Source organism: Algoriphagus locisalis, from assembly GCF_900116615.1.
In the GTDB taxonomy this organism is placed as follows: Bacteria; Bacteroidota; Bacteroidia; order Cytophagales; family Cyclobacteriaceae; genus Algoriphagus; species Algoriphagus locisalis.
In genome coordinates this window covers 307,355-330,086 of the sequence record NZ_FPBF01000007.1, presented here as the reverse complement: position 1 = coordinate 330,086, position 22,732 = coordinate 307,355, and the positions used below count along the sequence as shown (strand labels likewise).

Here is a 22,732-nt window from a genome sequence, read left to right as displayed (position 1 = left end):
TAAGTAATTTTATTGGGCCTGAAATTCTTCTCTTCCAAATAGAGAGATTATTGCCGGACTTTTAATTTTTTTTTGAGATTGTTTCATTTTTTTTTGGCTGTTAAGCGATTATTAATTCCAAATTAATTGCCCTGTTCTTCATTTAGGACAGTTTTTGATTCTAACCATTAACTGAACCCAAAATGAAAAATCTACACTTCACAAATTCTCTGGAGAGTTATCTCCTGCTTTTTTGCCACCTGTCACTATTAAATGTCGCTCATTTTAGGAAAAGGCGAATACTGTTTTTTTAAGTAATCAGGAGGCTTTATTCAGCCATCAGATCGGGGTGATTGTTCAATGGGTTATACCTATGACCCTCAACTTTATTTATAATCTAACTCTAAAACTAAAACCCAATGCCAATGAAACATGATTTTTACATAATTATTCCTTATCGATCGCTCCATTCTGAGTGGTTTTTCTTTAACAATTCCCAATCCTAATCTAAACAACATGAAAAAAAACAGACCTCTTATCAGGAGGGAACTCATGCAATACTACCTGGCTGTAGTTTTGACTTTGATAATCCCTTTTATTGCGAATGCTCAAACAGATCCCGTTCAGAAAAAACAAATATCGGGTAAAGTGTTAGATGTCAAACAGGTACCGGTTCCCGGTGTAACCGTACTTCTGCAAGGTACAACTACAGGTACGGTGACTGACATAGATGGGTCATTTCAACTATTGGTACCTGTAGAAGGTGCTGTGCTGGATTTCAGCTTTATTGGTTTTAAGAAACAGAGTATTTTAGTAGGTAACCAAAGCGAAGTCACCGTTACTATTGAAGAAGATATTGCGGGGCTGGAAGAAGTTGTGGTAATTGGTTATGGTACCCAAAAGAAAGAATCTTTGACTAGCGCGATCAGTAATATTGGCGCAGAGGAGATTCAGACTACCACGAGTTCCAGCTTGGCCCAAAAACTCCAAGGGAAAGTGCCTGGTCTTCAGATTCGTCAGAATTCCGGTCAGCCCGGAGAGTTCAATACCTCAATCAATATACGGGGCTTTGGTGGGGCACCTCTCTATGTAATTGATGGAATTCCAAGAGATGGAGGAAGTGAGTTTCAACGTTTGAATCCAGATGATATAGAAAGTATCTCCGTATTAAAGGATGCTTCAGCAGCAATTTACGGTGTTCGCGCAGCAAACGGTGTAATAATCGTCACAACCAAAAAAGGCACCGCCGGGGTTACAAAATTCAATTACAATGGCACGGTTGGCTTCCAGACTCCTACGGGAGTACCTGAAATGGCTTCTGCATCTCAATGGGCTCAAATGAGAAATGATGCGGCACTTTTGGGTACCGGTGCTCCATTCTATTCCGAGGAAATTCTCAATAACTACATCAACGGAGCTCCAGGTTACGAATCTACCAATTGGTATAATGAAACCCTGAAGGATAAAGCTTGGCAGTACCAGCAGAATTTAAGTGCCAGTGGTGGGAATGAAAGTGTGAATTACTTTCTAAGTGGTGGATATTACAATGAACAAGGCCTACTTCAATCCAACGATATCAAGTATAAGCGTTATACGCTACGATCAAACATAACGGCTAAACTTTCAAAAAATCTGGAAACGCAGGTTTTTATAGCTGGGAAAATAGACAAGCGATCAGATCCAGGTGAGAATTTCTTTAACATTTTCAAAGGAACACGGACAACATTGCCTATCGAACAGCCATTTGCCAATGGAAATCCTCAGTACCCTTCCAGCGTAGGTTCTGGTCAAAACCCCGTTGCACTTGCAAACAGAGAGCTGACAGGTTATAATGAAACCACCGATAAAAACATTCAATCCTCAGTTTCTTTAAACTATAAGGCTCCTTTTTTGGAGGGATTAGCCTTCAAAGGCTTAGTGGCCTATGACTTCACTGCAAATCTGAACAAGAACCTGTCAAAAGCATACAATCTATACAACTATGATTCTAATGAGGATAGTTATGTAGTACAGAAGCAGCGGGATGGAAACGCTAATATTTCCAACAGAAGCTCTGATTTCAACAGAATTACGTTACAGGCTCAGGCGTCTTACAATACCAAAATCAATGAAGATCATAACCTGGGTGGTGTATTGGTGTTTGAGCAGCAACAAACCTGGTCAAGATGGGTTTCGGCGCTTCGTTACTATGATTTTTATACGACTGATCAGATCAACTTTGCAGGCTTGAACAATCAGCAGGCTGGAGGGCTGGAAGAGCAGACCGCACGGGTTTCTTTTGTAGGAAGGTTCAATTACGATTTCAAGGACAAATACCTGGTAGAGTTTTCTTTCCGTGAAGACGGGTCATACCGGTATCACCCCGATTCCCGCTGGGGATTTTTCCCGGTAGGTTCACTTGGTTGGAGGATATCTGATGAAGGATTTATGAGTGGGACTACTTCCTGGCTTTCAGATCTCAAGATTCGTGGCTCATATGGCATAGTTGGGGAAGATGCCGGAAATCCTTTCCAATATGTCAGTGGCTATACCACCACGGGTGGGGGAGGATATGAATTCATTGATGGAACCTATACTGTGGGTGCAGGGTCTCCTTCTATTGTGAATGAGCAACTCACTTGGTTTACCTCCGAAATTCTTGATTTGGGCTTTAATCTCGGACTTTGGGATGGAAGATTCAATATGGAATTTGACGTGTATCAAAGAAACAGAGAGGGGTTGCTGGCTTATAGAAATCAGTCTTTGCCCAATACCTTCGGCGGTAATCTTCCACAGGAAAACCTGAACAGTGATCAGGTAAGAGGGTTGGATTTTATGCTTGGCTACCGAAGTGAAATCAATGGTTTCCGTTACGGAATCAGCGGTAATTTCAACTATGCTCGAACCAAGAATATCTATGTTGAAAGAGGGGAATTCCTGAACAGTATGGATCGCTGGAGAAATGGCAATCTAGACCGCAACAACGATGCGGTATGGGGTTTCCAGTACCAAGGGCAGTTTGCCAATCAGGAAGAGATTCTCAATGCACCTATTCAGAACGGTAGTTTGGGCAATATCCGGGAATTGCCTGGGGACTTCAAATATGAAGATGTGAACGGGGATGGAATAATCGATGGTAATGACATGCTTCCCACCTTCTGGAACGGTACTCCAAAAATGTTTTTTGGCTTGACCTTGAATGGTTCTTACAAAGGCTTTGATTTCAATTTCCTATTCCAAGGTGCTGCTAAGTATTCTGTGCGATTTAACGAAGTCTATGCTGAGATTTTGGCATTCAAAGGATCTAATACTCCAGCATATTTCTTTGATCGCTGGAGAAAAGAAGATCCATACAACGCAGACAGTGAGTGGATTACGGGTACTTGGCCTGCATCACGTCTGATCGAAAATGTGGGAATGATCTATGCGGAAAGCGAAGTGTGGAGAAGAGATGCCTCTTATGTGAGATTCAAAAGCGCTGAGGTCGGCTACACAGTCAATTCCGCCGTGCTCAATTCCATTGGACTTTCAAGTTTGCGGGTGTTCGGTAACGCCCATAACATCTTCACTATCACCGATCCATTCGTGAAGGCATTTGATCCTGAAAAGCTGGAAGGCCTGTTCAATGCCGGGTTTACCTATCCGCTTCAGCGTAGTTTCAACTTTGGTATAAGCGCAAACTTCTAATTATACAGACATGAACAAGATACATTATTCTATACTTATACTTCTTGCCCTGTTAATTCAGACTTCCTGCAGTAATGTGCTGGATAAAGAACCGCTTGACAGGATTCAGGGCGAGCAACTCTTTTCAGATCCTGAGGGAGTGAGACTTTATATGGCAAACCTCTATTCACAGCTTCCTGTTGAGGATTTTGCCTACTTCCGTAACGGATTTAACATCAACGGGGGTGATCCCAATAATGGAGGATTCGCAGTCACCATGTTGACTGATGAGGCAGTACACTCTGAATTTGGTGATTTCTTCAGGAATGAAGATATAGCCTGGTGGGAGCCAGCTTACAAACTGATCCGGGATGTCAACCAATTAATAGCAATCATTCCGGAAATTGATGTGACGGAATCAGACAGGAATCAGATATTGGGCGAAGCCTTGTTTATCCGGGGTTATGCCTACTTCGGTTTGGTCAAGAGATATGGTGGAGTTCCACTTTTGGATGAAGCCCAAGCCTATTCTGGGGACATTGAATCCCTGAAAGTACCTAGATCTACAGAAAAGGAAACCTGGGATTTCTTGTTGAATGACCTGCAAATGGCAAGCAGTACGCTTCCTGAGCAGTGGTCGGGAGGAGAGCGTAGAGCCACAAAATGGGCTGCACTTGCCTTGATTTCAAGAGCTTCCTTACACGCTGCTTCTCTTGCTAAATTCTCTGATAAAGCACCTCTATCCGGAAATGCTGCTGATGCAGGGTTGGTGGGATTGAATACTTCTGATGCCAATGCATACTATCAGCAAGTGATTGAATCTTCAGAGGTAATCATGAACAGTGGTGCATTTGGATTATATCAGCCAAATCCGGCCAGCCCAGAAGAAGCTGCAGGGAATATCCAGGGGATGTTCCAAAATCCAAATGTGGCGGGTGTTGAAGCAATATTTATTAAAGGCTATGCAATTCCTGGAAATGACCGTGGGCATAACTACGATATCTGGTTTGGGCCTGCCCAATTGGCCAATGGATGGCCTCATCCGGGAAGGATGAATCCAACTTTGGATTTTGTGGAAATGTATGAGACCTACGACAATCCAGGAGAAATAACGCCTTTTGAGACCCGGTTAGATGGAGTGGTTACAGATTATAACGGTTTTAATCCTTCGGTACCCTATATACAGTTCAATGATCCTGCTGCTTTGTTTGCAAACAGAGATGCGAGATTACATGCTACGGTCATTGTGCCTGGCTCGACTTGGAAGGATAGGGAAATCATAATTCAGGCAGGTTTTATCAAACCAGAGGGAACCCCAGTCATTCGTACTAAAGATCAGGTAGAGGTCAACGGTAAAATGTTCTATTCTTACGGTGCTGAGAATGTGTCCCAATATTCCGGTTTTGATACCTATGGTGGGAATAATACGCGTACCGGATTCTCCTTTAAGAAGTTCCTAAATGAAGACAAAGCAGTCGTCCCTGGCTGGAACCAAAGCACTTCGGATTTTATGGATATGCGCTACGCAGAAGTATTGCTCAACTACGCGGAGGCAGTGGTGGAAAGCGGTCTTGGGGATCCTGCACTTGCTGAGAAAGGGATCAATGATATCCGTAAAAGAGCTGCTCATACGGTTGAAGTACCACTTACGTTGGAAAATGTCATGCGCGAAAGAACCGTGGAGCTGGCCTTTGAAAATAAGAGATACTGGGATCTGATCCGAAGAAGGGAATACGAAGAGGAATTCACTAACAGAAGGAGACATTCTCTGTTTCCGATTCTTGACCTTCGGGAATCAGACCCGGTTTACATTTTTGTGAGGGAAAATGTGCCTTCCATGGAAGCTCAGAATTTCCAGCTAAAATTCTACTACAGACCTATTCCAGGCATCGGAGGAAATGGTTTGACTCAAAATCCATCTTATTAATCTCATGCATACTATGAAAACTTCATTCTATATAATCTGTCTATGTGCTATTGGGCTTTTCTCCTGTGAATTGGACAACTATGATGCTCCAACGGCAAGTCTTTCAGGTCAGTTCATTGATGCCCAGACGGGTGATCTGGTAGAGCAGGACCTGATCAACGGCACGGTTATTCAGCTTGCCGAGCACGGCTATGACCCGGTCGGATTACAGTACCTGGTGGTGAAAAACGACGGCACATATGAAAACAAGCTTCTTTTTGAAAACACCTATACGGTTCAGCCGGTAAGAGGAAACTTTTACCCGGTGGATGCTCAGGATTTAACAATTGGTTCAGGAACGACCATGGATTTTGTGGTGACTCCCTACCTGAGAATTATCAATCCTCAAATCACCTATCAGAATGGTAAGGTAACCGCCACATTTAGCATCGAACAAACCGGGGCGAGCAATGTGCGCAGGATCGGATTCTTTGCTCATCCCAATTCGGTGGTTGGTCAGCCTGTTCAGTCATTTTCTGTTGAAAATGACATCAACAGGGACGTGACTAAGGACGAGGTGTTTACTCTTGAAATGGATGTGGCGGCTAACAGTACGATTTTCGGAAAAGCTGATGATTTCTTCTTCCGGATTGGTGCTATCGCCAATGCCGCTGAATCAAAGTACAACTACGTTCCAGCAGAGCGAATTACCCTTTAACCTATGAAAATTTATAAAACTATGTTTTTAACCTATTGGCTATCCATCCTACTTCTGAGCACCTTCGGGTGCTCAGATTCCAATGAACCTAATCCAAATCCTGACCCTGATCCTCCGACCAAACCATCTACTGAGATAGAATACGATGAGACAGGACTACTCTATACCAACACTGATGGATTGGTCATGGCAGGATATCAGGGATGGTTTGCTGCAGAAGGGGATGACTCTAACCGAGGTTGGTACCATTACCAATCGGGTTGTGGATTTCAGCCGGGATGTTCCACCATTGATATGTGGGCAGATGTGAGTGAATATCCAAAGACCTACCCGACGGATTTTAAATTTGAAAATGGGGAAACAGCGCACTTGTTTAGCTCTTACGACGCAGAGACAACTGATTTACACTTCAAGTGGATGAAGGAATACGGAATTGATGGGGTGTACCTACAGCGTTTTGTTGTGGAAGTGAAGGGTTCCAACCCGGCGGGAAAACGTCATTTTGATAAGGTATTGGAAAATGCACTAGCAGCTGCAAAGAAATACGACCGTGCAGTATGCATCATGTACGATCTCAGCGGTGCTACCGGTGAGGATGTCAGGGAGTTTGTAGAGAAAGACTATTTTGAATTAGTCAATAAATACAAGCTTTTTGATAATGAAGAGAATCCAACCTACTTGAGAGAAAACGGTAAGCCATTGGTAGCAGTATGGGGAGTTGGCTTTAATGATAACAGAAAGTACACCATAGAAGATGCTACTATAATGGTAAATCAGCTGAAAGGAAGCCAGAATAGGGTATCTGTGATGTTAGGGGTGCCTTACTGGTGGAGGTCCTTGGGTAATGACACGGAAAACAATACCAAACTCCATGATCTGATCAAGAAGTCTGATGTGATCATGCCATGGGCTGTAGGCAGATACAATTCCACGAATTATGAAGAGGTTTCATCCCAGACGCTAGTATCCGACTTACAATGGTGTAACTCTAATGATGTGAAGTATATCCCGTTGGTTTTCCCTGGATTCAGCTGGGGGAATATGAATCAGGAGGCAGAATACAATGCAATCCCAAGACTTAAGGGGGACTTCTTCTGGCAGCAGATCAATGGAGCGGTGAAGTCCGGAGCAAAATCCTTATACGTGGCAATGTTTGATGAAATTGATGAAGGAACGGCCATTTTCAAGGTAATGCATGAAGGAAAGACTCCCATGAATGCGGATGGTAAATTCATTGGGATTGACCCTGAATTACAGACAGACCATTACTTATATCTAACCGGTGAGGCTGGCAAATGGATCAAAGGAGATGGGTCTTTTTCAGCCACCCAGCCTAGCAGGTAAATAGTCTTCTTCTAGTTGATCATGACTACCAATTCGTTTCCAAGTAGAGGAGATGGAAGATGAATCAACAAAGGGAAGCTAAAGATGTAATCATCGTCTGATCTGAGGGCCTGTGGAGGTATGGGGTTTAAAATCCCTTCTGAAGCAGGCCTATCAGTGGCTGTATATGATTTTGAGTAAATAATCTCTTAAAGCTCAAAATCGAAATGGTTTAGCATAAAAAAAAATCCACATCAGTGTTTTTTTTATTCAATTAACCCCAGAATTAACCGAAAGATTAATCGTATGCCTCTTAATTTCCTTTCCGATTCTGAAAATGGCATTCCTCGATTCCGGGTTTTCAGAAGCTATTGCTTGATCACTTAAGTAAAGACAGTGAGAAAGAGAATTAAGCTAAGCCTTTTCTTTGACAGGCTAGGGGCACAACAACAAAGTGTGAACACTTTAAATAATTTTAAATAAATAGTACAAAATATGAGTTTTCAGATAAAATCATCAGGGGACAGCTATGATGTGATCATAGTCGGATCTGGAGCAGGTGGGGGGATGGCTTCCAAAATCCTTTCTGAAGCAGGGCTTTCTGTCGCCGTGGTAGAAGCCGGCGGTGACTTTGATCCCGCAAGGGATGAGGACAGAACCCAGCTGAGACCGCCTTGGGAATCTCCGAGAAGAGGGGCGAGCACCAGAATCAGACCTTTTGGAGACTTTGATGCTGCCATTGGTGGCTGGGATATAGATGGCGAGCCTTACACCCATAAGGACGGCACCCGGTTTGACTGGTTCCGTTCCAGAATGGTGGGAGGTAGGACCAACCACTGGGGGAGGATATCCTTGCGATTTGGACCAAATGATTTTAAGCGGGCCAGTATCGATGGTTTGGGCGATGACTGGCCGATTGGCTACGATGACCTGAAGCCCTATTATGATAAAGTGGACAAGCTTATCGGTGTTTTTGGATCCAAAGAAGGCATTTATAATGAACCGGATGGCTTTTTTCTTCCACCTCCAAAACCCAGACTGCACGAACTGTTTCTTAAGAAAGGAGCAGATAAGGCAAATATCCCGATGATCCCCGGCAGACTCTCCATGCTCACACGCCCGATCAACAACGAGCGTGGGGTTTGCTTTTTCTGCCGCCAGTGCAATCGTGCCTGCCAGGTTTACGCAGATTTTTCAGCAGGAACCTGTTTGGTTTACCCGGCAATGAAGAAAGGGCAGGTGGACTTATATACCCATTCCATGGTGAGAAAAGTGACTACTGATGACAAGGGGAAAGCGACTGGGGTTTCCTTTGTGAGTAAAAAGGACATGAAGGAGTACAAGCTGAAGTCCCGGGTGGTAGTGCTTGGAGCATCCGCCTGTGAATCAGCGAGGATCATGATGAATTCCAAATCCAAGTCTCATCCCAACGGGATAGGTGGGGATTCGGGTGCTTTAGGCAGATACCTTCATGATTCTACGGGATCAGACAGGATGGGGATTCTGCCAGATCTCATCGACAGGGATAGGTATAACGAAGACGGCGTAGGCGGCATGCACATGTACACGCCTTGGTGGGGAGATAATAAGAAATTGGACTTTGCGCGTGGTTATCACATTGAATACTGGGGTGGAATGACACAGCCTGCCTATGGTACTGGGGGAAGCATGAACTCCATGCGCCAGTACATCAAAGATGAGTTTGGAGAGCCAAGCCAGAATGGAGGTTATGGTGCAGGACTGAAAAAAGATATCCGCAGGCTTTACGGTACAACCTTGGGTATGTCTGGTCGGGGGGAAAGTGTCCCCAGGTATGAAAACTACTGTGAAATCGATCCGAATGTGGTGGATAAATATGGAATTCCTGTACTTAGATTTAACTACAACTGGACCGATCAGGAAATTCTACAGGCCAAACACATGCATGAGACGTTTGAGGAGATCCTAACCGGGGCAGGAGCTATCTTATTGGGAAGCAAGCCAGGCCCTGAAACCAACTACGGTTTATTGGATCCGGGAAAAATTATCCATGAGGTTGGTACTACCCGCATGGGAAACAGTGCAAAAGGATCTGTGGTAAACTCCAATTGCCAGGCACATGATTGCAAAAACTTATTTGTGGTGGATGCCGGTCCTTTCGTGTCACAGGCAGATAAAAACCCTACCTGGACCATATTGGCCTTAAGCTGGAGAACTTCAGAATACATTGTCGATCAGTTGAAACAAAAAAATATCTAAGTGATGAACAGACGGGAAAATCTGAAATTACTCTTTACTGGCTCTGTTGGTACAGGCTTATTTATGACTGGCTGCTCTCCTGAAGAGCAGGCATTGCCTCCGCAGGCCGTTTTGAGTGGGGGAACCAAAGGCTATAGAACCGAGGAAGAGAAACAACGCGACCAAGAATTGCTTTCAGAGACCTTTTTTACGGAAGATGAAAGAAAAAAACTGGGAACTCTGGTAGATATTATACTGCCAAAGGATGAGGATTCCCCTGCTGCCTCAGAAGTGGGAGTGGTGGATTTCATGGAATTTATGATGAAGGACCAGCCAGGCAATCAGACTCCTATGAGAGGTGGTTTAATGTGGTTGGATTTTGAAGCCAATGAAAAGTTCGGCAAAACCTTCAATGAACTTTCCAATGATCAGGTTATCGAAATTGTTGAGGAGGTGGCTTGGCCGGAAAAGGCAAAGCCAGCATACCAGGGAGCAGTAAGCTGGTTCAATATGCTCCGCAATCTGACCTGCTCTGGATATTTCTCCACTGAAGCAGGCTGGAAATACATCGGCTATGTAGGTAATCAGCCGAATGTCTGGGACGGGGTGCCGCAGGATGTCATGGACAGATACGGTCTAAAACTTGAGGAAAAATACCTCCCGATTTATCTCAAACCCGAGCAGCGGGGTATAGTTGCCCAATGGGACGATGAGGGAAATTTAATAGGGTGATGACCCACTCCCACAAGGCCAAACTTTCAGGATAAGTTTTTTTATGCTTTAAGAAGGGCTACTTTATCAAATCCCGTTTTTTTAAGATTCCAAATCCATTGATCTGCTACTTGCTTCCAGTTTTTGATGGAAACCCCGGTTTTGGTTTTCCATCCACTTTCTTCAAAATGGTCAAAGAACTCGACAGCCTCTTTTTCCCCAAGCTCCTGTTGGTCAAAAACAATTTTTACATGGTCAAGCAGAGGAGGGACTTCTGTCCCATATCCCAAGTTTGTCTTTTTGTTTAGATCAGTTCTCCTATATTCCATCATCTGGAAATTTGTTGACTCGCTTATTTTTTTCAAAGAGCCGGACTATATCCTCATGATCGTAGTAGATCACTCCTCCAATCTTAGTAAACGGTATCGTGCCATTGACACGCAAATGCTGAAGGGTTCCCGGAGAAATATCCAACAACTTTCTTACTTCATGGGACTTAAGCCATTTTTTGGTCGGTTGCCCATTCAGGCTGGAAAGCATTTTTCTTATCTCTTCCTTCAGTTCTGTCCCAAACCTCTCCAAGTCATGTAATGTGATGATTTCTGCTGCCATTTAGATTAGATTTTGATTAATGGGTCACAAAATCAGGCTAATATCCAACAGAATGTCACATCACCACCCGAAGGTGGTGAATGGATTATTTTGAATTACCCAGCTTCCTTCTTAATTCCTTCATATCGTTGCTTACTTTCTGCTCAACCACTTTAGCATAAACCTGTGTGGTTTTGAGACTTGCGTGTCCAAGCATTTTACTGACAGTTTCAATTGGAACTCCGTTTAAAAGCGTGACCGTCGTGGCAAAGGTGTGCCTGGCCAAATGGAAGGTCATGTTCTTTTTGATATTACAAATGATGGAGATTTCCTTCAGGTATGCATTTAATTTTTGGTTTGAAATCAACGGAAAAATTTTGCCTTTGGCGTAGGCTCTATCGGGATCCATATACTTTCTGATTATATCAAGTGCCTGCGGCAATAAGGGGACATTGGATTTCTGTTGAGTTTTTTGTCTGCTGATGGATATCCAGTACTCTTCGTCTATACCTATGATTACATCATGGTTTTTCAGGTTAACCGTATCGATGTAACTCAATCCGGTGTAGCAGGCGAATACGAACAGATCCCTAATATAACTCAGGCGGGGTATATCAAATTTCTTTTTTTCGATCTGCTTTAGTTCTGCTGGCGTAAGATATTCTCTTTCTACTTTCTGATAGCGGAGGCTGAATTTTGCAAAAGGATCCTTTACCATCCATTCCATCCGCAGTGCTAAATTGATGACTTTCCTAAACCGCTCAAGGTGCTTCATGATCCCATTGTTTGACAAACGCTTGTGGTGGTCCTGAGGCTCGTAGTTTATCAGGTAGAGCTCAAATTCATTCAAGAACCGGTAATTGATATCCTGAAGGAAAAAGTCGTCCTTGCCGTACTGGGATTTGGCAAAGGCCATCACATACTTTTGAGTGGTGAAATAATTTTTGAGGGTTCCCCAAGCTAACACGTTTCTGTACTTTTCATTGTGGTATTCAAAGAGCATGGAAATTGTATGCTCCTTTGTCTCTGTTCCCAATAGTTCATGCTTAATGGCATCTGCACTTATGGGGTTTTTTTTGATCTGGAATTCCTGGTAAATCTGGATGATTCGGGACTCTAATTCCTTCAAATAGTGGTTCAAGGATTTAGAGGATTCTTTGGATCCTTTGGCCGATCCCAGCACAGGGTTCCAATCGTGGACATTTATTTTTCTCTTTAAAGAGATGTCCACCCGGGTTCCGTCAACGGTTATCCTTGAATAGATAGGAGCCTCTCCGTCTTTGATTAGGTTGTTTTTGATAAAAAACCTAATTCCAAATGTGTTAGTTGTTTTCATGACAATTGAATTGTTTTAAAGGTTTTTACATCACTTTAAATTATGTCACCGAATAAGACACAACAAATAGGGCTAAAATGAATCAAATAAGGTTTAATTACTTTAAAACAAAATTTTGATTACCAGATAGATAAACCACTTTCTGGGTCTTAAATTTAAGGATTAAAATATGTCACCGAATAAGACACATTTTTTTTGATATTTGTTGATATGAACTAAAGGATAAAAAACAGAAAAGCCTGTAAATCAGTAGATTTACAGGCTTTTGATTTCCCTTGAAACAGGTTTCGTCGGGGTGGCAGGATTCGAACCTACGACCTCCACATCCCAAATGTGGCGCGATACCGGGCTACGCTACACCCCGAACTTTATTTTAATCCGAGACTTGCTCTCGAATCGGATGCAAATGTAGCAAAATTTATTTCCGACAAACACTTTTTCCAAATTGATAATGAAAAAAATCAAGAAAATTTTATCCGATTTTTGAAGCCTATTGAAAATGAGTGAGATAGCGGTTATGGCCGAATTGACTTTAAAAAGTCATTCTGAATTTTACTTTATCTTTAACGAGCAAGCTCAATTATCGATGACTAGCTCCAAAGTTAAATTTGGACTCCCTGTATTAGAAGTGATCACTCCAAGTTTGTATGTGTAAAACCCTATTTCAAGGGGAGTTTCTCCTACATAATCGCGGGGTTGAATCCGTAATTCCTTTTCGTCGGCTAATAGACTAACAAAACCATAGCGATAGGCTGATTCAAATGCCATGTAATTTGATTTTTTTCCATCTCTAATAGTACCAAAAGCTACATCCCCAGATCCAGAGTTCACTATTACGTCTTTGAAATCTACCTCAGAATTGTTTTCAACCCGAATAAGAACCCCATCAGGTTCAGGATCATCGGCACAGGAAGTGAAAAAGAGTAATGCTATAAAGAGAATAAACAGGCTTTTCATGATTTAAAATATTGGATACCTACAAGACGATTATTTTAAAGGAACCGCTACTGTTATGAAATGATTTCCTTAGAACTCCTTCTCACCAAACTCACTCTTAATAAACTTAGAGTTGTTTTTCAGTTTATTGAAAGTGTAGCTAAGGTTGAACTGAATGATATCTACTTCATAGACATAATTCGTGGTGGTGTAAAACTCACCTTCTCTCCAAGTAGTGATTCTTTGCTCATTAGTGGAGAGCAGTCCCATGTCTATGTTCTGCCATTGCATGGTAGCACTCAGCCTGCCATCTAAGAAGGTTTTTTTGATATTCAGATTGGGGGAAAGAAATCGTGAATCTTCACCTTGCGCAGTGTTAGTTGGTGACAGGTAGTTTACCGTCAGTTGGGCTTCCCAGTTCTTGCCAAAGTTGAAACTTGTATTTGCATTGATAGAATAAATCCAACTCTCGGAGTCTATCGGACGATTGTCAAATTCTCCTTCTATGGAATAATGATACACGTTGGTACCAGCAAAAATCTGCCACCAATCGGTAGGGTTTAGTTCCAGCCCAACTTCCAAACCTAAAGATTTTCCCGTTCCTACATTTGAATAAATTCTATTCAAAATTGTGTCATTATAGACAGTATTCACGCGATTGACTAGATTCTGTACATTCCTGAAGTAGGTCGTAGCAGTGAATGAATTTTCTCCAAAATCCTTCACCACACTAACTTCCACCAAGTCCACAAATTCAGGAAGTAGGGTAGGGTCGCCTTGCTCCAGAGTTTCGGAATGTTCTCTTTCCGGGAATGGATTCATTTTGAACGTAGTAGTTCGCTCTACACGTCTGGAATAAGAGGTTTTGAGTTGGAGGTCCTCGTTTAGGGAGTATTGTAAACTTGCCGACGGGTAAAGCTTTACAAAGTCATATAAGTAAGTCGTATCCACTGTCCCAGCCTTATCGGTCAAGTCAAGTGTTCTGTCCATGATTTCAACCCTTGCGCCAGCGGAGTAATTCCATTTGCCTTTTGCACCGGTCAATTGACCGTATCCTGAATGCAAAACTCTATTCAAATCCACCCTGCTCGAAAACTCAGGCACCAGTTCAAACGCTCCAGTTTCATTGTTTTTTCGTTCGTAAACAAAATCCCCTGTATGGTTGAGCAGTCTGTATTGGTAGCCGAATTCTAGAGTTCCAAATGGTTTCGGTGCTGTTTTGTAATCTAATTGAGCTCGTGTGCCGTGTAGTGGATTGTCATTTGTATTGTATTCGTCCTGATAGATTATGCTGGTATCCGGATAGCCTAGGTTTCGGTTTGTGGTAGGTCCACCAAGCATAGTGTACTCGTATAGAAATGAGCCAGAGATTTGGGATTCATTTTGGAAGGTATGCTTGTAATCCAAACTGCCCAAAACAAAATCGCCTCGGCGAATTCTGAGGTTTTCATTGTAATACTGCATCGTGTAAATGCGTTCGCCATCTACTTCTGCATGATTGTCATAATAATGGATATCAGCAGTTCGGTCAGCTGTTTTCTTTCCTGCATAGAATCCCAGACTGAAATCATTCGATTCATTTGGATTAAAACCTAGCGTAAACCTTCCAGAATAGGTTTTGGCATCTGTACTTCTTTCTCCGTCCGAAGGGAAGTAAGTTGTCGTGTCACCGCTTATCGTATAGACATTTCCTTCCCGTCTTCCATTGATGTCATTTCTCAGAAAGTTTCCACCTAGAGAAAGGTCCCATTTTCCCTTTTTATGATTGATGGTAAAGTCTGCCCCATAGCGCTGTGGATTGTCTTGATTGTCGTAAGGTTCTATGCTTGGAGCACCGATTTTTGCATTTACCTGCACAAACGTACCGTCTGTCACTCCCTTTTTTGTGATGATATTGATAATGCCTGCTTTGCCTTCGGGGTCATACTTGGCAGATGGAGAAGTCACCAACTCTATCTTTTCTACTGCATTTGCTGGCAATTGCGAGAGCAAAGCTTCTGGGCTGGATTGGGTAGGTTTACCGTTTACCATGACCACAAAGCCGGTGGTTCCTCTGACCGAGATTTCACCCTGCGCATTGATACTTACCGCAGGGAGATTTCTCAATACATCCGTTGCCGTACCTCCCTGACTTGTGAGGAAGTTGTCAGAGTTATAAACCTGGCGATCTACCTGATTCATAGTAGTGAATTTCTTGCCGGAAACTTCTACTTCAGACAGTAGCTGCTGATCTGGGCTAAGCATAATAGTACCTAAGTCCAACAGTTGATTTTTGGAAATAGTTATGCCTGAAACAACTTTGGGTTCATAACCCATGAATTGAGCTAACAGATAGTAATCGCCTGATTTTAAGTTTTCTAAAGAGAATGTTCCGTCCTGATCTGTTACAGCCCCAGTTACCAAGAGGCTGTCCTTAGTTTGGTATATGGCTACACTGGCATATTCCAACGGACTGTTTTCGGATTGATCGATCAGTTTTCCTTTTACTCCAGTTTGAGAAAAAGCTGGTGCATAAAAAATTGTGGTAAAAAAGAGCAGAAGTATTCTATTCATTTGAGGTTTGTTAATCAACCACAAATAACTAGTGCTTATGTACTATTTTACGGTAGAAAAATACCGATAATGGTATTATCAGACTTTTATTTTGGATCTATACTCCAAAGGAGTCAGGTTAGTCTGCTGCTTAAAAAACTTCACAAAATTGGAGGAATCAGTGAAATTCAGGGCGTAGGCTATCTCAGTTACCTGATTGCTGGTGTGAGTAAGCAGGTTTTTTGCCTCTATCAATACCCGTTCTTTGATTACTTCCCTCGCGTTGGTGTTAAGTGAAGTTTTGCAAATCGCATTCAGCCTTCTCACCGGAATTTTCATCAAGTTCGCATAATCCTGTACATTTTTCAGCTGCGCAAAATGCTCATTTATCAACCTTTTGAAAAGCGCCAGTTGATTGATGGCCGTGGAATCCAGCTTTGGTGAGGAGGAAGGAAGGTTTAGTGTAGTTAGGATAAGCAGATTGAGATGTGCAGAAAGTACTTCCAGAGAACTTCCATTTTTATATTCTTTATAGAAGGTCTCCAGAAGCGGGAAAATCTGATCTTCTGAGTTTCCGGTTTCAAAGGTTTTAGAGAGTTGAAAAAGGCTGTTGAAAGCATTTGGGTATTGGGACAAAACTTCTTCTTTGAAGAGAACCACATAGCCATCAGGAATCTTGCTGAAATCCCAGCAATGCACTTCACTGAGCCCGAGGTAATACCCAGTATTTGGAATCACATCAAACTTCTCATCCCCGATGGTATGCGAGCCAGCTCCTTTGGAAAGAAAAATCAATTCATGGTAACCGGCATGACGATGCGGAACAGTCGGTTTGATGACGGGTTTCATCCGCGAAACCTTCAGCAGTATCTCACTTTCCAGTTTTGATTTTACTCCTATCGACATTGAAATCGGTATTATGGGTTATCCGAAAACAAACATTGTAAAAAAGACAAACAAATCGACTGCCTTTTAAATAAAAGAAGATTTTGGCCTCTCGATTTTGTAATTATATTTTTCAAAAGGCTAAATCTCCATTTATAAAAAAATTGAAGAAGTTTTGGGTCTTTTTTTAAATCTATGAATGTGCGATTGATAGTGTAAAAAGCTTGAAATTGGCTCGTTTGGGCATTTTTATGATTAAATTAAATGATTCAACGCTTCCTTATCCCTCCTTGGATTCAGTCTGAATAGGTAAATCAGCAGGTTTGGCAAGAAATTATTTTGTTAATTTATCATTAGAAGAAGTAAGCTGAAGGGTAATCCAAAAACCCACGCTCCTTTTTTAAAATTGAAACACATCAATAAAGTAAATTCTAGCTAATGAGTTTTCAAATCAAAAATTCCGGAGAGGCCTACGATGTCATAATCGTCGGTTCTGGAGCAGGTGGAGGCATGGCTTCCAAAATACTTTCTGAAGCAGGCCTTTCTGTTGCTGTTGTTGAGGCAGGAGGAGATTTTGACCCGGCCAAAGATGAAGATCGTACACAGCTACGTCCGCCCTGGGAATCTCCTAGGAGAGGTGCAGGTACCCGTATTCGTCCTTTTGGTGACTTTGATGCAGCCATCGGAGGTTGGGATATTGATGGGGAGCCATACACTCGCAAAAATGGAACTGAGTTCGATTGGTTCAGATCTAGAATGGTAGGAGGAAGAACCAACCACTGGGGAAGAATTTCTCTTCGCTTCGGACCAAACGATTTCAAACGTGCCAGTATTGATGGCCTAGGACACGATTGGCCTATAGGGTATGATGATTTGAAGCCTTATTACGATAGAGTAGATAAGCTGATTGGCGTTTTTGGCACTAAAGAAGGCATATATAATGAGCCGGATGGCTTTTTCCTTCCTCCTCCCAAGCCAAGGTTGCACGAGCTCTACATGAAAAAAGGTGCGGACAAGGTGGGCATTCCAATGATCCCTTCCCGTCTATCCATGCTTACCCGTCCTATCAGCAAAGAAAGAGGCGTTTGCTTCTTCTGTAGTCAGTGTAACAGGGCTTGTCAGGTTTATGCGGATTTCTCAGCAGGTACTTGCTTGGTTCATCCAGCCATGAAAAAAGGTAAAGTAGATCTCTATACCCACTCGATGGTGAGAAAAGTGACTACTGACGAGGCAGGCAAAGCAACTGGGGTTTCTTTCGTTAGCAAAGTCGATATGAAAGAATACAAGCTGAAGTCCAGAGTAGTAGTACTTGGAGCTTCAGCCTGTGAGTCTGCCAGAATCATGATGAATTCCAAGTCAAAATCACATCCTGACGGAATTGGCAACAGCTCTGGAATGGTGGGTAGATACCTGCATGATTCCACAGGGACAGATCGTATGGCAATTGTGCCTAGCATGATGGATCGTCAGCGATATAATGAAGACGGTGTGGGTGGCTTGCATATGTACACACCTTGGTGGGGAGATAACAAAAAACTTGACTTTGCCAGAGGATACCACATTGAATATTGGGGTGGAATGGGCCAACCAGCCTATGGCACCGGAGGAAGTATGGATTCGATGAGAAAATACATCACTGACGAATTTGGTAAACCAAGTCCAAATGGTGGGTATGGTGCAGGTTTGAAAAAAGACATCCGAAAAATATACGGCTCTACGATGGGTATGTCCGGAAGAGGAGAAAGTGTACCCATGTACGACAACTACTGTGAAATCGACCCAAATACGGTAGATAAATACGGTATTCCAGTTCTAAGATTTAATTACAACTGGACAGATCAGGAAGTGAAGCAGGCAAAACACATGCATGACACCTTTGAAGAGATCTTGACAGAAGCAGGTGGTATTCTGCTTGGATCAAAGCCAGGCCCAGAATCTAAGTATGGCTTGTTGGCTCCAGGAAGAATCATTCACGAAGTGGGAACTACCCGAATGGGAAATGATCCTTCTACTTCTGTTTTGAATTCAAATTGTCAGGCTCACGATTGCGACAATCTATTCGTAGTCGATGCTGGACCATTTGTTTCCCAGGCGGATAAAAACCCAACTTGGACCATTCTAGCCTTGGCCTGGAGAACATCCGATTATATAGTAGGTGAATTGAAAAAGAAAAATATCTAAACCATGAACAGAAGAGAAAACCTCAAATTACTCTTTACCGGCTCACTTGGTACAGGATTATTGCTGACAGGTTGTTCCCCAGAAGAGCAGGCTTTGCCTGAAAATGCGCTTTTGTCCGGAGGAACTATAGGTGGCAGAACAGCAGAGGAAAAGCAGCGTGATCAGGAATTACTTTCCGAAACGTTTTTCACCGAAGATGAGCGTAAGAAACTTTCTACATTGGTAGATATCATCATGCCAAAAGACGATGAATCTCCTGCTGCCACGGAAGTAGGTGTGGTGGATTTCATGGAGTTTATGATGAAAGACCAGCCTGGAAACCAGACGCGTATGCGTGGTGGCCTGATGTGGTTGGATTTTGAATCAGACGAAAAGTTCGGTAAAGCTTTCAATGAGTTAAGCGAATCTGAAGTGATTGAAATCGTAGATGAAGTAGCTTGGCCAGACACTGCAAAGCCTGAATATGAAGGTGGAGTTCGCTGGTTTAACATGCTGCGAAACCTTACCTGCTCAGGATACTTCTCTACCCCGGAAGGGTGGAAATACATGGGATATGTAGGGAATACTCCAAATGCCTGGGACGGTGTGCCACAGGAAGTAATGGATAAGCATGGGGTGAAGCTGGAAGAAAAATACATTCCGCAATACCTCAAGACTGAAGACCGTGGTACTATCATCCAATGGGATGATGAAGGAAATATTATTGGTTGATCAAAAAAAGGTTAAATCATGATATGATTATCCGCAATGCTACCAGTTACCTTAGATTCTTCGCTAATCTGGTCGGAAAACCGATGACCGAAGACTCCCGCAGTGGCGGGACAGGCTGAAGCGGCCTCAATTCACAAGTTTAATATATTCTATATTGCTTTAGCCTACTTAGTGGAAGAAATGCGGATATAAATCATCATAAATACTAAAACCAATGGGTGAAAGCTCATTGGTTTTTTTGTGGGCTTAATTGGGTCAACTCTTAGTTCCCAACCTGAAAAACCACTTATCCTTTTTTCATTGTTTTTTAGGGCAAATTACCCAAATTTACTTTTTCACCACCTCTTACCCTATGAAACGCAGATCCGCTGTCAAGGCAATGGCCTTAACTACCTTCTCAACACCTTTTTTCTTTTCACAAGGATTCACCAGCATCAAAAAACTGCTTTCTGTTGAAGAACAAGGATTCAAAAGTAACTGGGAAAACTGGCCGGATATGAAGTGGATAGGCCCTGAGTTTTGGGGGAATCGATTACAGGATTGGGAGATCTCCGGTGGAAAAGCGCTATGTAATATTTCCAGTAATAATAGAGCCTTACATATACTTACCCATCAGTTGGGATCAAGTACGAAGGATTTTCAGCAGTCTGTAATTATCGATTGGAAAAATCAGGGGTTAGCAGGAAATGCCGGAGCCTACGCTGGGTTTAGGTTAGGAGCAAAAGGTATTTTCGAAGACTATAGATCTGCGGCAGTTTTTGGAAAAGGACTGGATGTTGGAGTCACAGGCGCTGGGCAATTGATGATAGGGGATAAGCTTAGCGAAGAGAAATTGGATATGGCCCAACCCATTTCTTTGAGTTTAACCAGTAGGTTCAACAATGGAAATTATACCCTGACTCTTTCGGCTTCAGCGGGTGAAAACAATAAGAATTCAATTGTGTTTTCGGCTGATTACATCACTCCTTTGGATCTACAGGGGAACTTGGCTTTGGTGGCACATTGCCCGAAAAAGGAAGAAAATTCAACCAGTTTAGTAGCATTCTCAGACTGGGTTTTTCAGGGAGAAAAAATCGTAGAATCTGCGAATCAAGTCTATGGGCCAATATTTTTTGCTCAATATACCCTACATAAAAACACTCTAAAACTTACCGCTCAGCTTGCGCCGCTAGAGCTAATCTCAAACCTAAAAGTTGAGCTTCAGCTTAAAAAAGGATCGGAATGGGAAACTGCGCAGACTTCAGATCTTGACCCTCAAGGAAGGATTGCCAAGTTTAGAGTAGAGGATTGGAATCAGGAAGAAATGATCCCATATCGAGTTCATATTGAGGTACCTCTCGCCGATAAAAATCAGGAGTTCAGCTATTATGGTCAGATTGCTGCTCAGCCAAAATCCTCGGATAATCTGAAAGTCGCTGTGTTCAGTTGCAATGCTGACCATGGTTTTCCTGATCAGGAGGTAGCGATAAATGTGGAAAAGCATAGACCAGATATGGCTTTCTTTCTTGGAGATCAGTTCTACGAGGGGACGGGAGGATTTGGAATCCAAACCAGTCCTTTGGAAAAGTCTTATCTGGATTACCTACACAAATGGTATATGTTTGGCTGGTCATATCGAGATATTTTTAGAACTATTCCGGCGGCCATTATTCCTGATGATCATGATGTGTATCATGGGAATGTCTGGGGAGAAGGGGGTGCGCATGCGCCATCCGATGAAGGTTGGGGATATGTGGCCCAAGATCAAGGTGGTTACAAAATGCCTGCTGAGTGGGTGAATATGATTCAGGATTGTCAGACAAGTCATCTACCAGATGCTTTTGATCCTACACCGGTAAAGCAGGGAATCAATGTTTATTACACGGACTGGGAATATGGAGGAGTGAGTTTTGCGATTTTGGAGGATAGAAAATTCAAATCAGCTCCAAAAAATGTGTTGCCGGAAGAAGCAAAAGTTCAGAATGGATTTATTCAAAACCGGGATTTTGATATCAAGAAGCATTACGATATTGATGCGGAGCTATTGGGGAAAAGACAACTCAATTTTCTGGAAAGCTGGGCGTCAAAATGGGATTCGGGCGTACAGATGAAAGCGGTATTGTCACAAACCAACTTCTGTACCGTGGCTACATTGCCGGAAGGAAGTATCATCGATAGCATCGTGCCTAGTTTGCCTACGCCTGAAAAAGGTGAATATGTAGATGGGGATGCACCGACTACCGATATGGATTCCAATGGCTGGCCGCAAAAAGGCCGGGATGAAGCGGTGCGGATTATCCGAAAAGCTTTTGCGCTACACATCGCCGGAGATCAGCATTTGGCGAGTACCGTGCAATATGGCGTCGATGAATTCCGTGATTCCGGATTTGCTTTTGCAGGTCCTGCGCTGAATAATCTTTGGCCGCGAAGATGGTGGCCAAAAGTACCAGAGGGACACGAGCCTTTTCCAGGCGGGACCAAAAATACAGGAGATTTTGAAGATGGTTTTGGAAACAAGATGACGATCATGGCTGTGGCCAATCCATATAAGTCAGGATATGAACCGGCCAGAATTTACGATAGAGGAACAGGTTACGGGATCATTACTTTTGATAAAGATGTGCGAACGATGCATATCGAATGCTGGCCAAGAAATGTAGATCCAATTGCCAATCCTGAAGGACAGTATGAGGGCTGGCCGCTGACAGTTTCTCAGAAAGACAACTATGCTAGAAAGGCAGTTGGTTATCTGAATACCTTGAATTTGGAAGGAGTTGAAAATCCTGTGGTTTCGGTCTTTAAGGAAGCAACCGGAGAATTAGAATACTCCCTACCGGTGAATTCCAATAACTTTCAGCCTAAGGTGTTTTCAACAGAAAAGCACAGGGTAGTGGTGAGAGATAGTAGTAAAAGTATTGTGAAAACTTACGCAGGTCTCACTTTGCAAGGTGCCGATGCAGAGGAAATTACCGTAAATTTTGCTGAATAGAATATAGGTGGAAGTGCCTAATAAGGCTTACTTCATTATTCTTAATTTGTGATTCATCATTCGTAATTAAAAAATAATGATGTTCGAATGATG

General features: G+C 42.7%; 15 protein-coding genes and 1 tRNA gene. 9 read left to right on the top strand and 7 right to left on the bottom strand.

From position 1 onward, the window contains the following. Positions 1 to 495 precede the first annotated feature (495 nt). The 6 genes from BM386_RS19215 to BM386_RS19190 all read left to right on the top strand — a co-directional run bounded on the left by BM386_RS19215 (position 496) and on the right by BM386_RS19190 (position 10,520). Positions 496 to 3,645 carry a SusC/RagA family TonB-linked outer membrane protein gene (locus tag BM386_RS19215; protein ID WP_091697185.1) on the top strand — a complete coding sequence of 1,050 codons (3,150 nt, stop codon included), beginning with the start codon at positions 496 to 498 and terminating at the stop codon, positions 3,643 to 3,645. A gap of 10 nt (positions 3,646 to 3,655) precedes the next feature. After that, positions 3,656 to 5,551, top strand: coding sequence for a RagB/SusD family nutrient uptake outer membrane protein (locus tag BM386_RS19210; RefSeq protein ID WP_091697183.1), 1,896 nt, complete (start codon positions 3,656 to 3,658; stop codon positions 5,549 to 5,551). Positions 5,552 to 5,564: 13 nt separating this feature from the next. Beyond that, positions 5,565 to 6,248, top strand: coding sequence for a DUF3823 domain-containing protein (locus tag BM386_RS19205; RefSeq protein ID WP_170857133.1), 684 nt, complete (start codon positions 5,565 to 5,567; stop codon positions 6,246 to 6,248). A gap of 3 nt (positions 6,249 to 6,251) precedes the next feature. Next, a complete protein-coding gene (locus tag BM386_RS19200; RefSeq protein WP_091697181.1) occupies positions 6,252 to 7,592 on the top strand; it encodes a glycoside hydrolase family 99 protein in 1,341 nt (446 codons plus the stop codon). 474 nt (positions 7,593 to 8,066) lie between these two features. Then, on the top strand, positions 8,067 to 9,809 hold the full coding sequence (locus BM386_RS19195; protein ID WP_091697179.1) for a GMC oxidoreductase: 1,743 nt from the start codon (positions 8,067 to 8,069) through the stop codon (positions 9,807 to 9,809). A gap of 3 nt (positions 9,810 to 9,812) precedes the next feature. After that, positions 9,813 to 10,520: a gluconate 2-dehydrogenase subunit 3 family protein gene (locus tag BM386_RS19190; RefSeq protein ID WP_091697177.1), complete on the top strand. Its 708-nt coding sequence runs from the start codon at positions 9,813 to 9,815 to the stop codon at positions 10,518 to 10,520. A 41-nt stretch (positions 10,521 to 10,561) separates the two neighbouring features. On the opposite strand, the gene BM386_RS19185 is transcribed toward BM386_RS19190, so the two are convergent. The 7 genes from BM386_RS19185 to BM386_RS19155 form a co-directional block, all read right to left on the bottom strand. After that, positions 10,562 to 10,828: a hypothetical protein gene (locus tag BM386_RS19185; protein ID WP_091697236.1), complete on the bottom strand. Its 267-nt coding sequence runs from the start codon at positions 10,826 to 10,828 to the stop codon at positions 10,562 to 10,564. Next, positions 10,818 to 11,111, bottom strand: a complete 294-nt coding sequence (locus BM386_RS19180) for a helix-turn-helix domain-containing protein (protein WP_091697175.1) — start codon at positions 11,109 to 11,111, stop codon at positions 10,818 to 10,820. The genes BM386_RS19185 and BM386_RS19180 overlap by 11 nt, the downstream gene beginning before the upstream one ends. 85 nt (positions 11,112 to 11,196) lie before the next feature. Beyond that, a complete protein-coding gene (locus BM386_RS19175) occupies positions 11,197 to 12,426 on the bottom strand; it encodes a site-specific integrase (protein WP_091697173.1) in 1,230 nt (409 codons plus the stop codon). 290 nt (positions 12,427 to 12,716) lie between these two features. Beyond that, positions 12,717 to 12,790 (bottom strand) — tRNA-Pro (locus BM386_RS19170). Between the two features lie 212 nt (positions 12,791 to 13,002). Beyond that, the gene (locus tag BM386_RS19165) at positions 13,003 to 13,383 is read right to left on the bottom strand and encodes a hypothetical protein (RefSeq protein ID WP_091697171.1); all 381 of its coding nucleotides are present in this window, start codon (positions 13,381 to 13,383) and stop codon (positions 13,003 to 13,005) included. A gap of 69 nt (positions 13,384 to 13,452) precedes the next feature. Beyond that, positions 13,453 to 15,915, bottom strand: coding sequence for a TonB-dependent receptor (locus tag BM386_RS19160; RefSeq protein WP_091697169.1), 2,463 nt, complete (start codon positions 15,913 to 15,915; stop codon positions 13,453 to 13,455). A 78-nt stretch (positions 15,916 to 15,993) separates the two neighbouring features. Next, complete coding sequence (locus BM386_RS19155; RefSeq protein ID WP_091697168.1) at positions 15,994 to 16,800, bottom strand: AraC family transcriptional regulator; 807 nt, start codon at positions 16,798 to 16,800, stop codon at positions 15,994 to 15,996. Between the two features lie 417 nt (positions 16,801 to 17,217). Here BM386_RS19155 and BM386_RS19150 point away from each other — a divergent pair, with 417 nt between their 5' ends. The 3 genes from BM386_RS19150 (at position 17,218) to BM386_RS19140 (ending at position 22,639) form a co-directional block, all read left to right on the top strand. Continuing rightward, on the top strand, positions 17,218 to 18,960 hold the full coding sequence (locus BM386_RS19150; protein ID WP_091697166.1) for a GMC family oxidoreductase: 1,743 nt from the start codon (positions 17,218 to 17,220) through the stop codon (positions 18,958 to 18,960). A gap of 3 nt (positions 18,961 to 18,963) precedes the next feature. After that, the gene (locus tag BM386_RS19145; protein ID WP_091697165.1) at positions 18,964 to 19,671 is read left to right on the top strand and encodes a gluconate 2-dehydrogenase subunit 3 family protein; all 708 of its coding nucleotides are present in this window, start codon (positions 18,964 to 18,966) and stop codon (positions 19,669 to 19,671) included. Positions 19,672 to 20,023: 352 nt separating this feature from the next. Further along, positions 20,024 to 22,639, top strand: a complete 2,616-nt coding sequence (locus BM386_RS19140; RefSeq protein ID WP_139235950.1) for an alkaline phosphatase D family protein — start codon at positions 20,024 to 20,026, stop codon at positions 22,637 to 22,639. Positions 22,640 to 22,732: the final 93 nt, after the last annotated feature.

Bases quoted from the DNA above. Each gene is read 5' to 3' on its own strand.
- BM386_RS19215 (WP_091697185.1), top strand. From the start codon at position 496: ATGAAAAAAAACAGACCTCTTATCAGGAGGGAACTCATGCAATACTAC.
- BM386_RS19210 (WP_091697183.1), top strand. From the start codon at position 3,656: ATGAACAAGATACATTATTCTATACTTATACTTCTTGCCCTGTTAATT.
- BM386_RS19205 (WP_170857133.1), top strand. From the start codon at position 5,565: ATGAAAACTTCATTCTATATAATCTGTCTATGTGCTATTGGGCTTTTC.
- BM386_RS19200 (WP_091697181.1), top strand. From the start codon at position 6,252: ATGAAAATTTATAAAACTATGTTTTTAACCTATTGGCTATCCATCCTA.
- BM386_RS19195 (WP_091697179.1), top strand. From the start codon at position 8,067: ATGAGTTTTCAGATAAAATCATCAGGGGACAGCTATGATGTGATCATA.
- BM386_RS19190 (WP_091697177.1), top strand. From the start codon at position 9,813: ATGAACAGACGGGAAAATCTGAAATTACTCTTTACTGGCTCTGTTGGT.
- BM386_RS19185 (WP_091697236.1), bottom strand. From the start codon at position 10,828: ATGGAATATAGGAGAACTGATCTAAACAAAAAGACAAACTTGGGATAT.
- BM386_RS19180 (WP_091697175.1), bottom strand. From the start codon at position 11,111: ATGGCAGCAGAAATCATCACATTACATGACTTGGAGAGGTTTGGGACA.
- BM386_RS19175 (WP_091697173.1), bottom strand. From the start codon at position 12,426: ATGAAAACAACTAACACATTTGGAATTAGGTTTTTTATCAAAAACAAC.
- BM386_RS19165 (WP_091697171.1), bottom strand. From the start codon at position 13,383: ATGAAAAGCCTGTTTATTCTCTTTATAGCATTACTCTTTTTCACTTCC.
- BM386_RS19160 (WP_091697169.1), bottom strand. From the start codon at position 15,915: ATGAATAGAATACTTCTGCTCTTTTTTACCACAATTTTTTATGCACCA.
- BM386_RS19155 (WP_091697168.1), bottom strand. From the start codon at position 16,800: ATGTCGATAGGAGTAAAATCAAAACTGGAAAGTGAGATACTGCTGAAG.
- BM386_RS19150 (WP_091697166.1), top strand. From the start codon at position 17,218: ATGAGTTTTCAAATCAAAAATTCCGGAGAGGCCTACGATGTCATAATC.
- BM386_RS19145 (WP_091697165.1), top strand. From the start codon at position 18,964: ATGAACAGAAGAGAAAACCTCAAATTACTCTTTACCGGCTCACTTGGT.
- BM386_RS19140 (WP_139235950.1), top strand. From the start codon at position 20,024: ATGAAACGCAGATCCGCTGTCAAGGCAATGGCCTTAACTACCTTCTCA.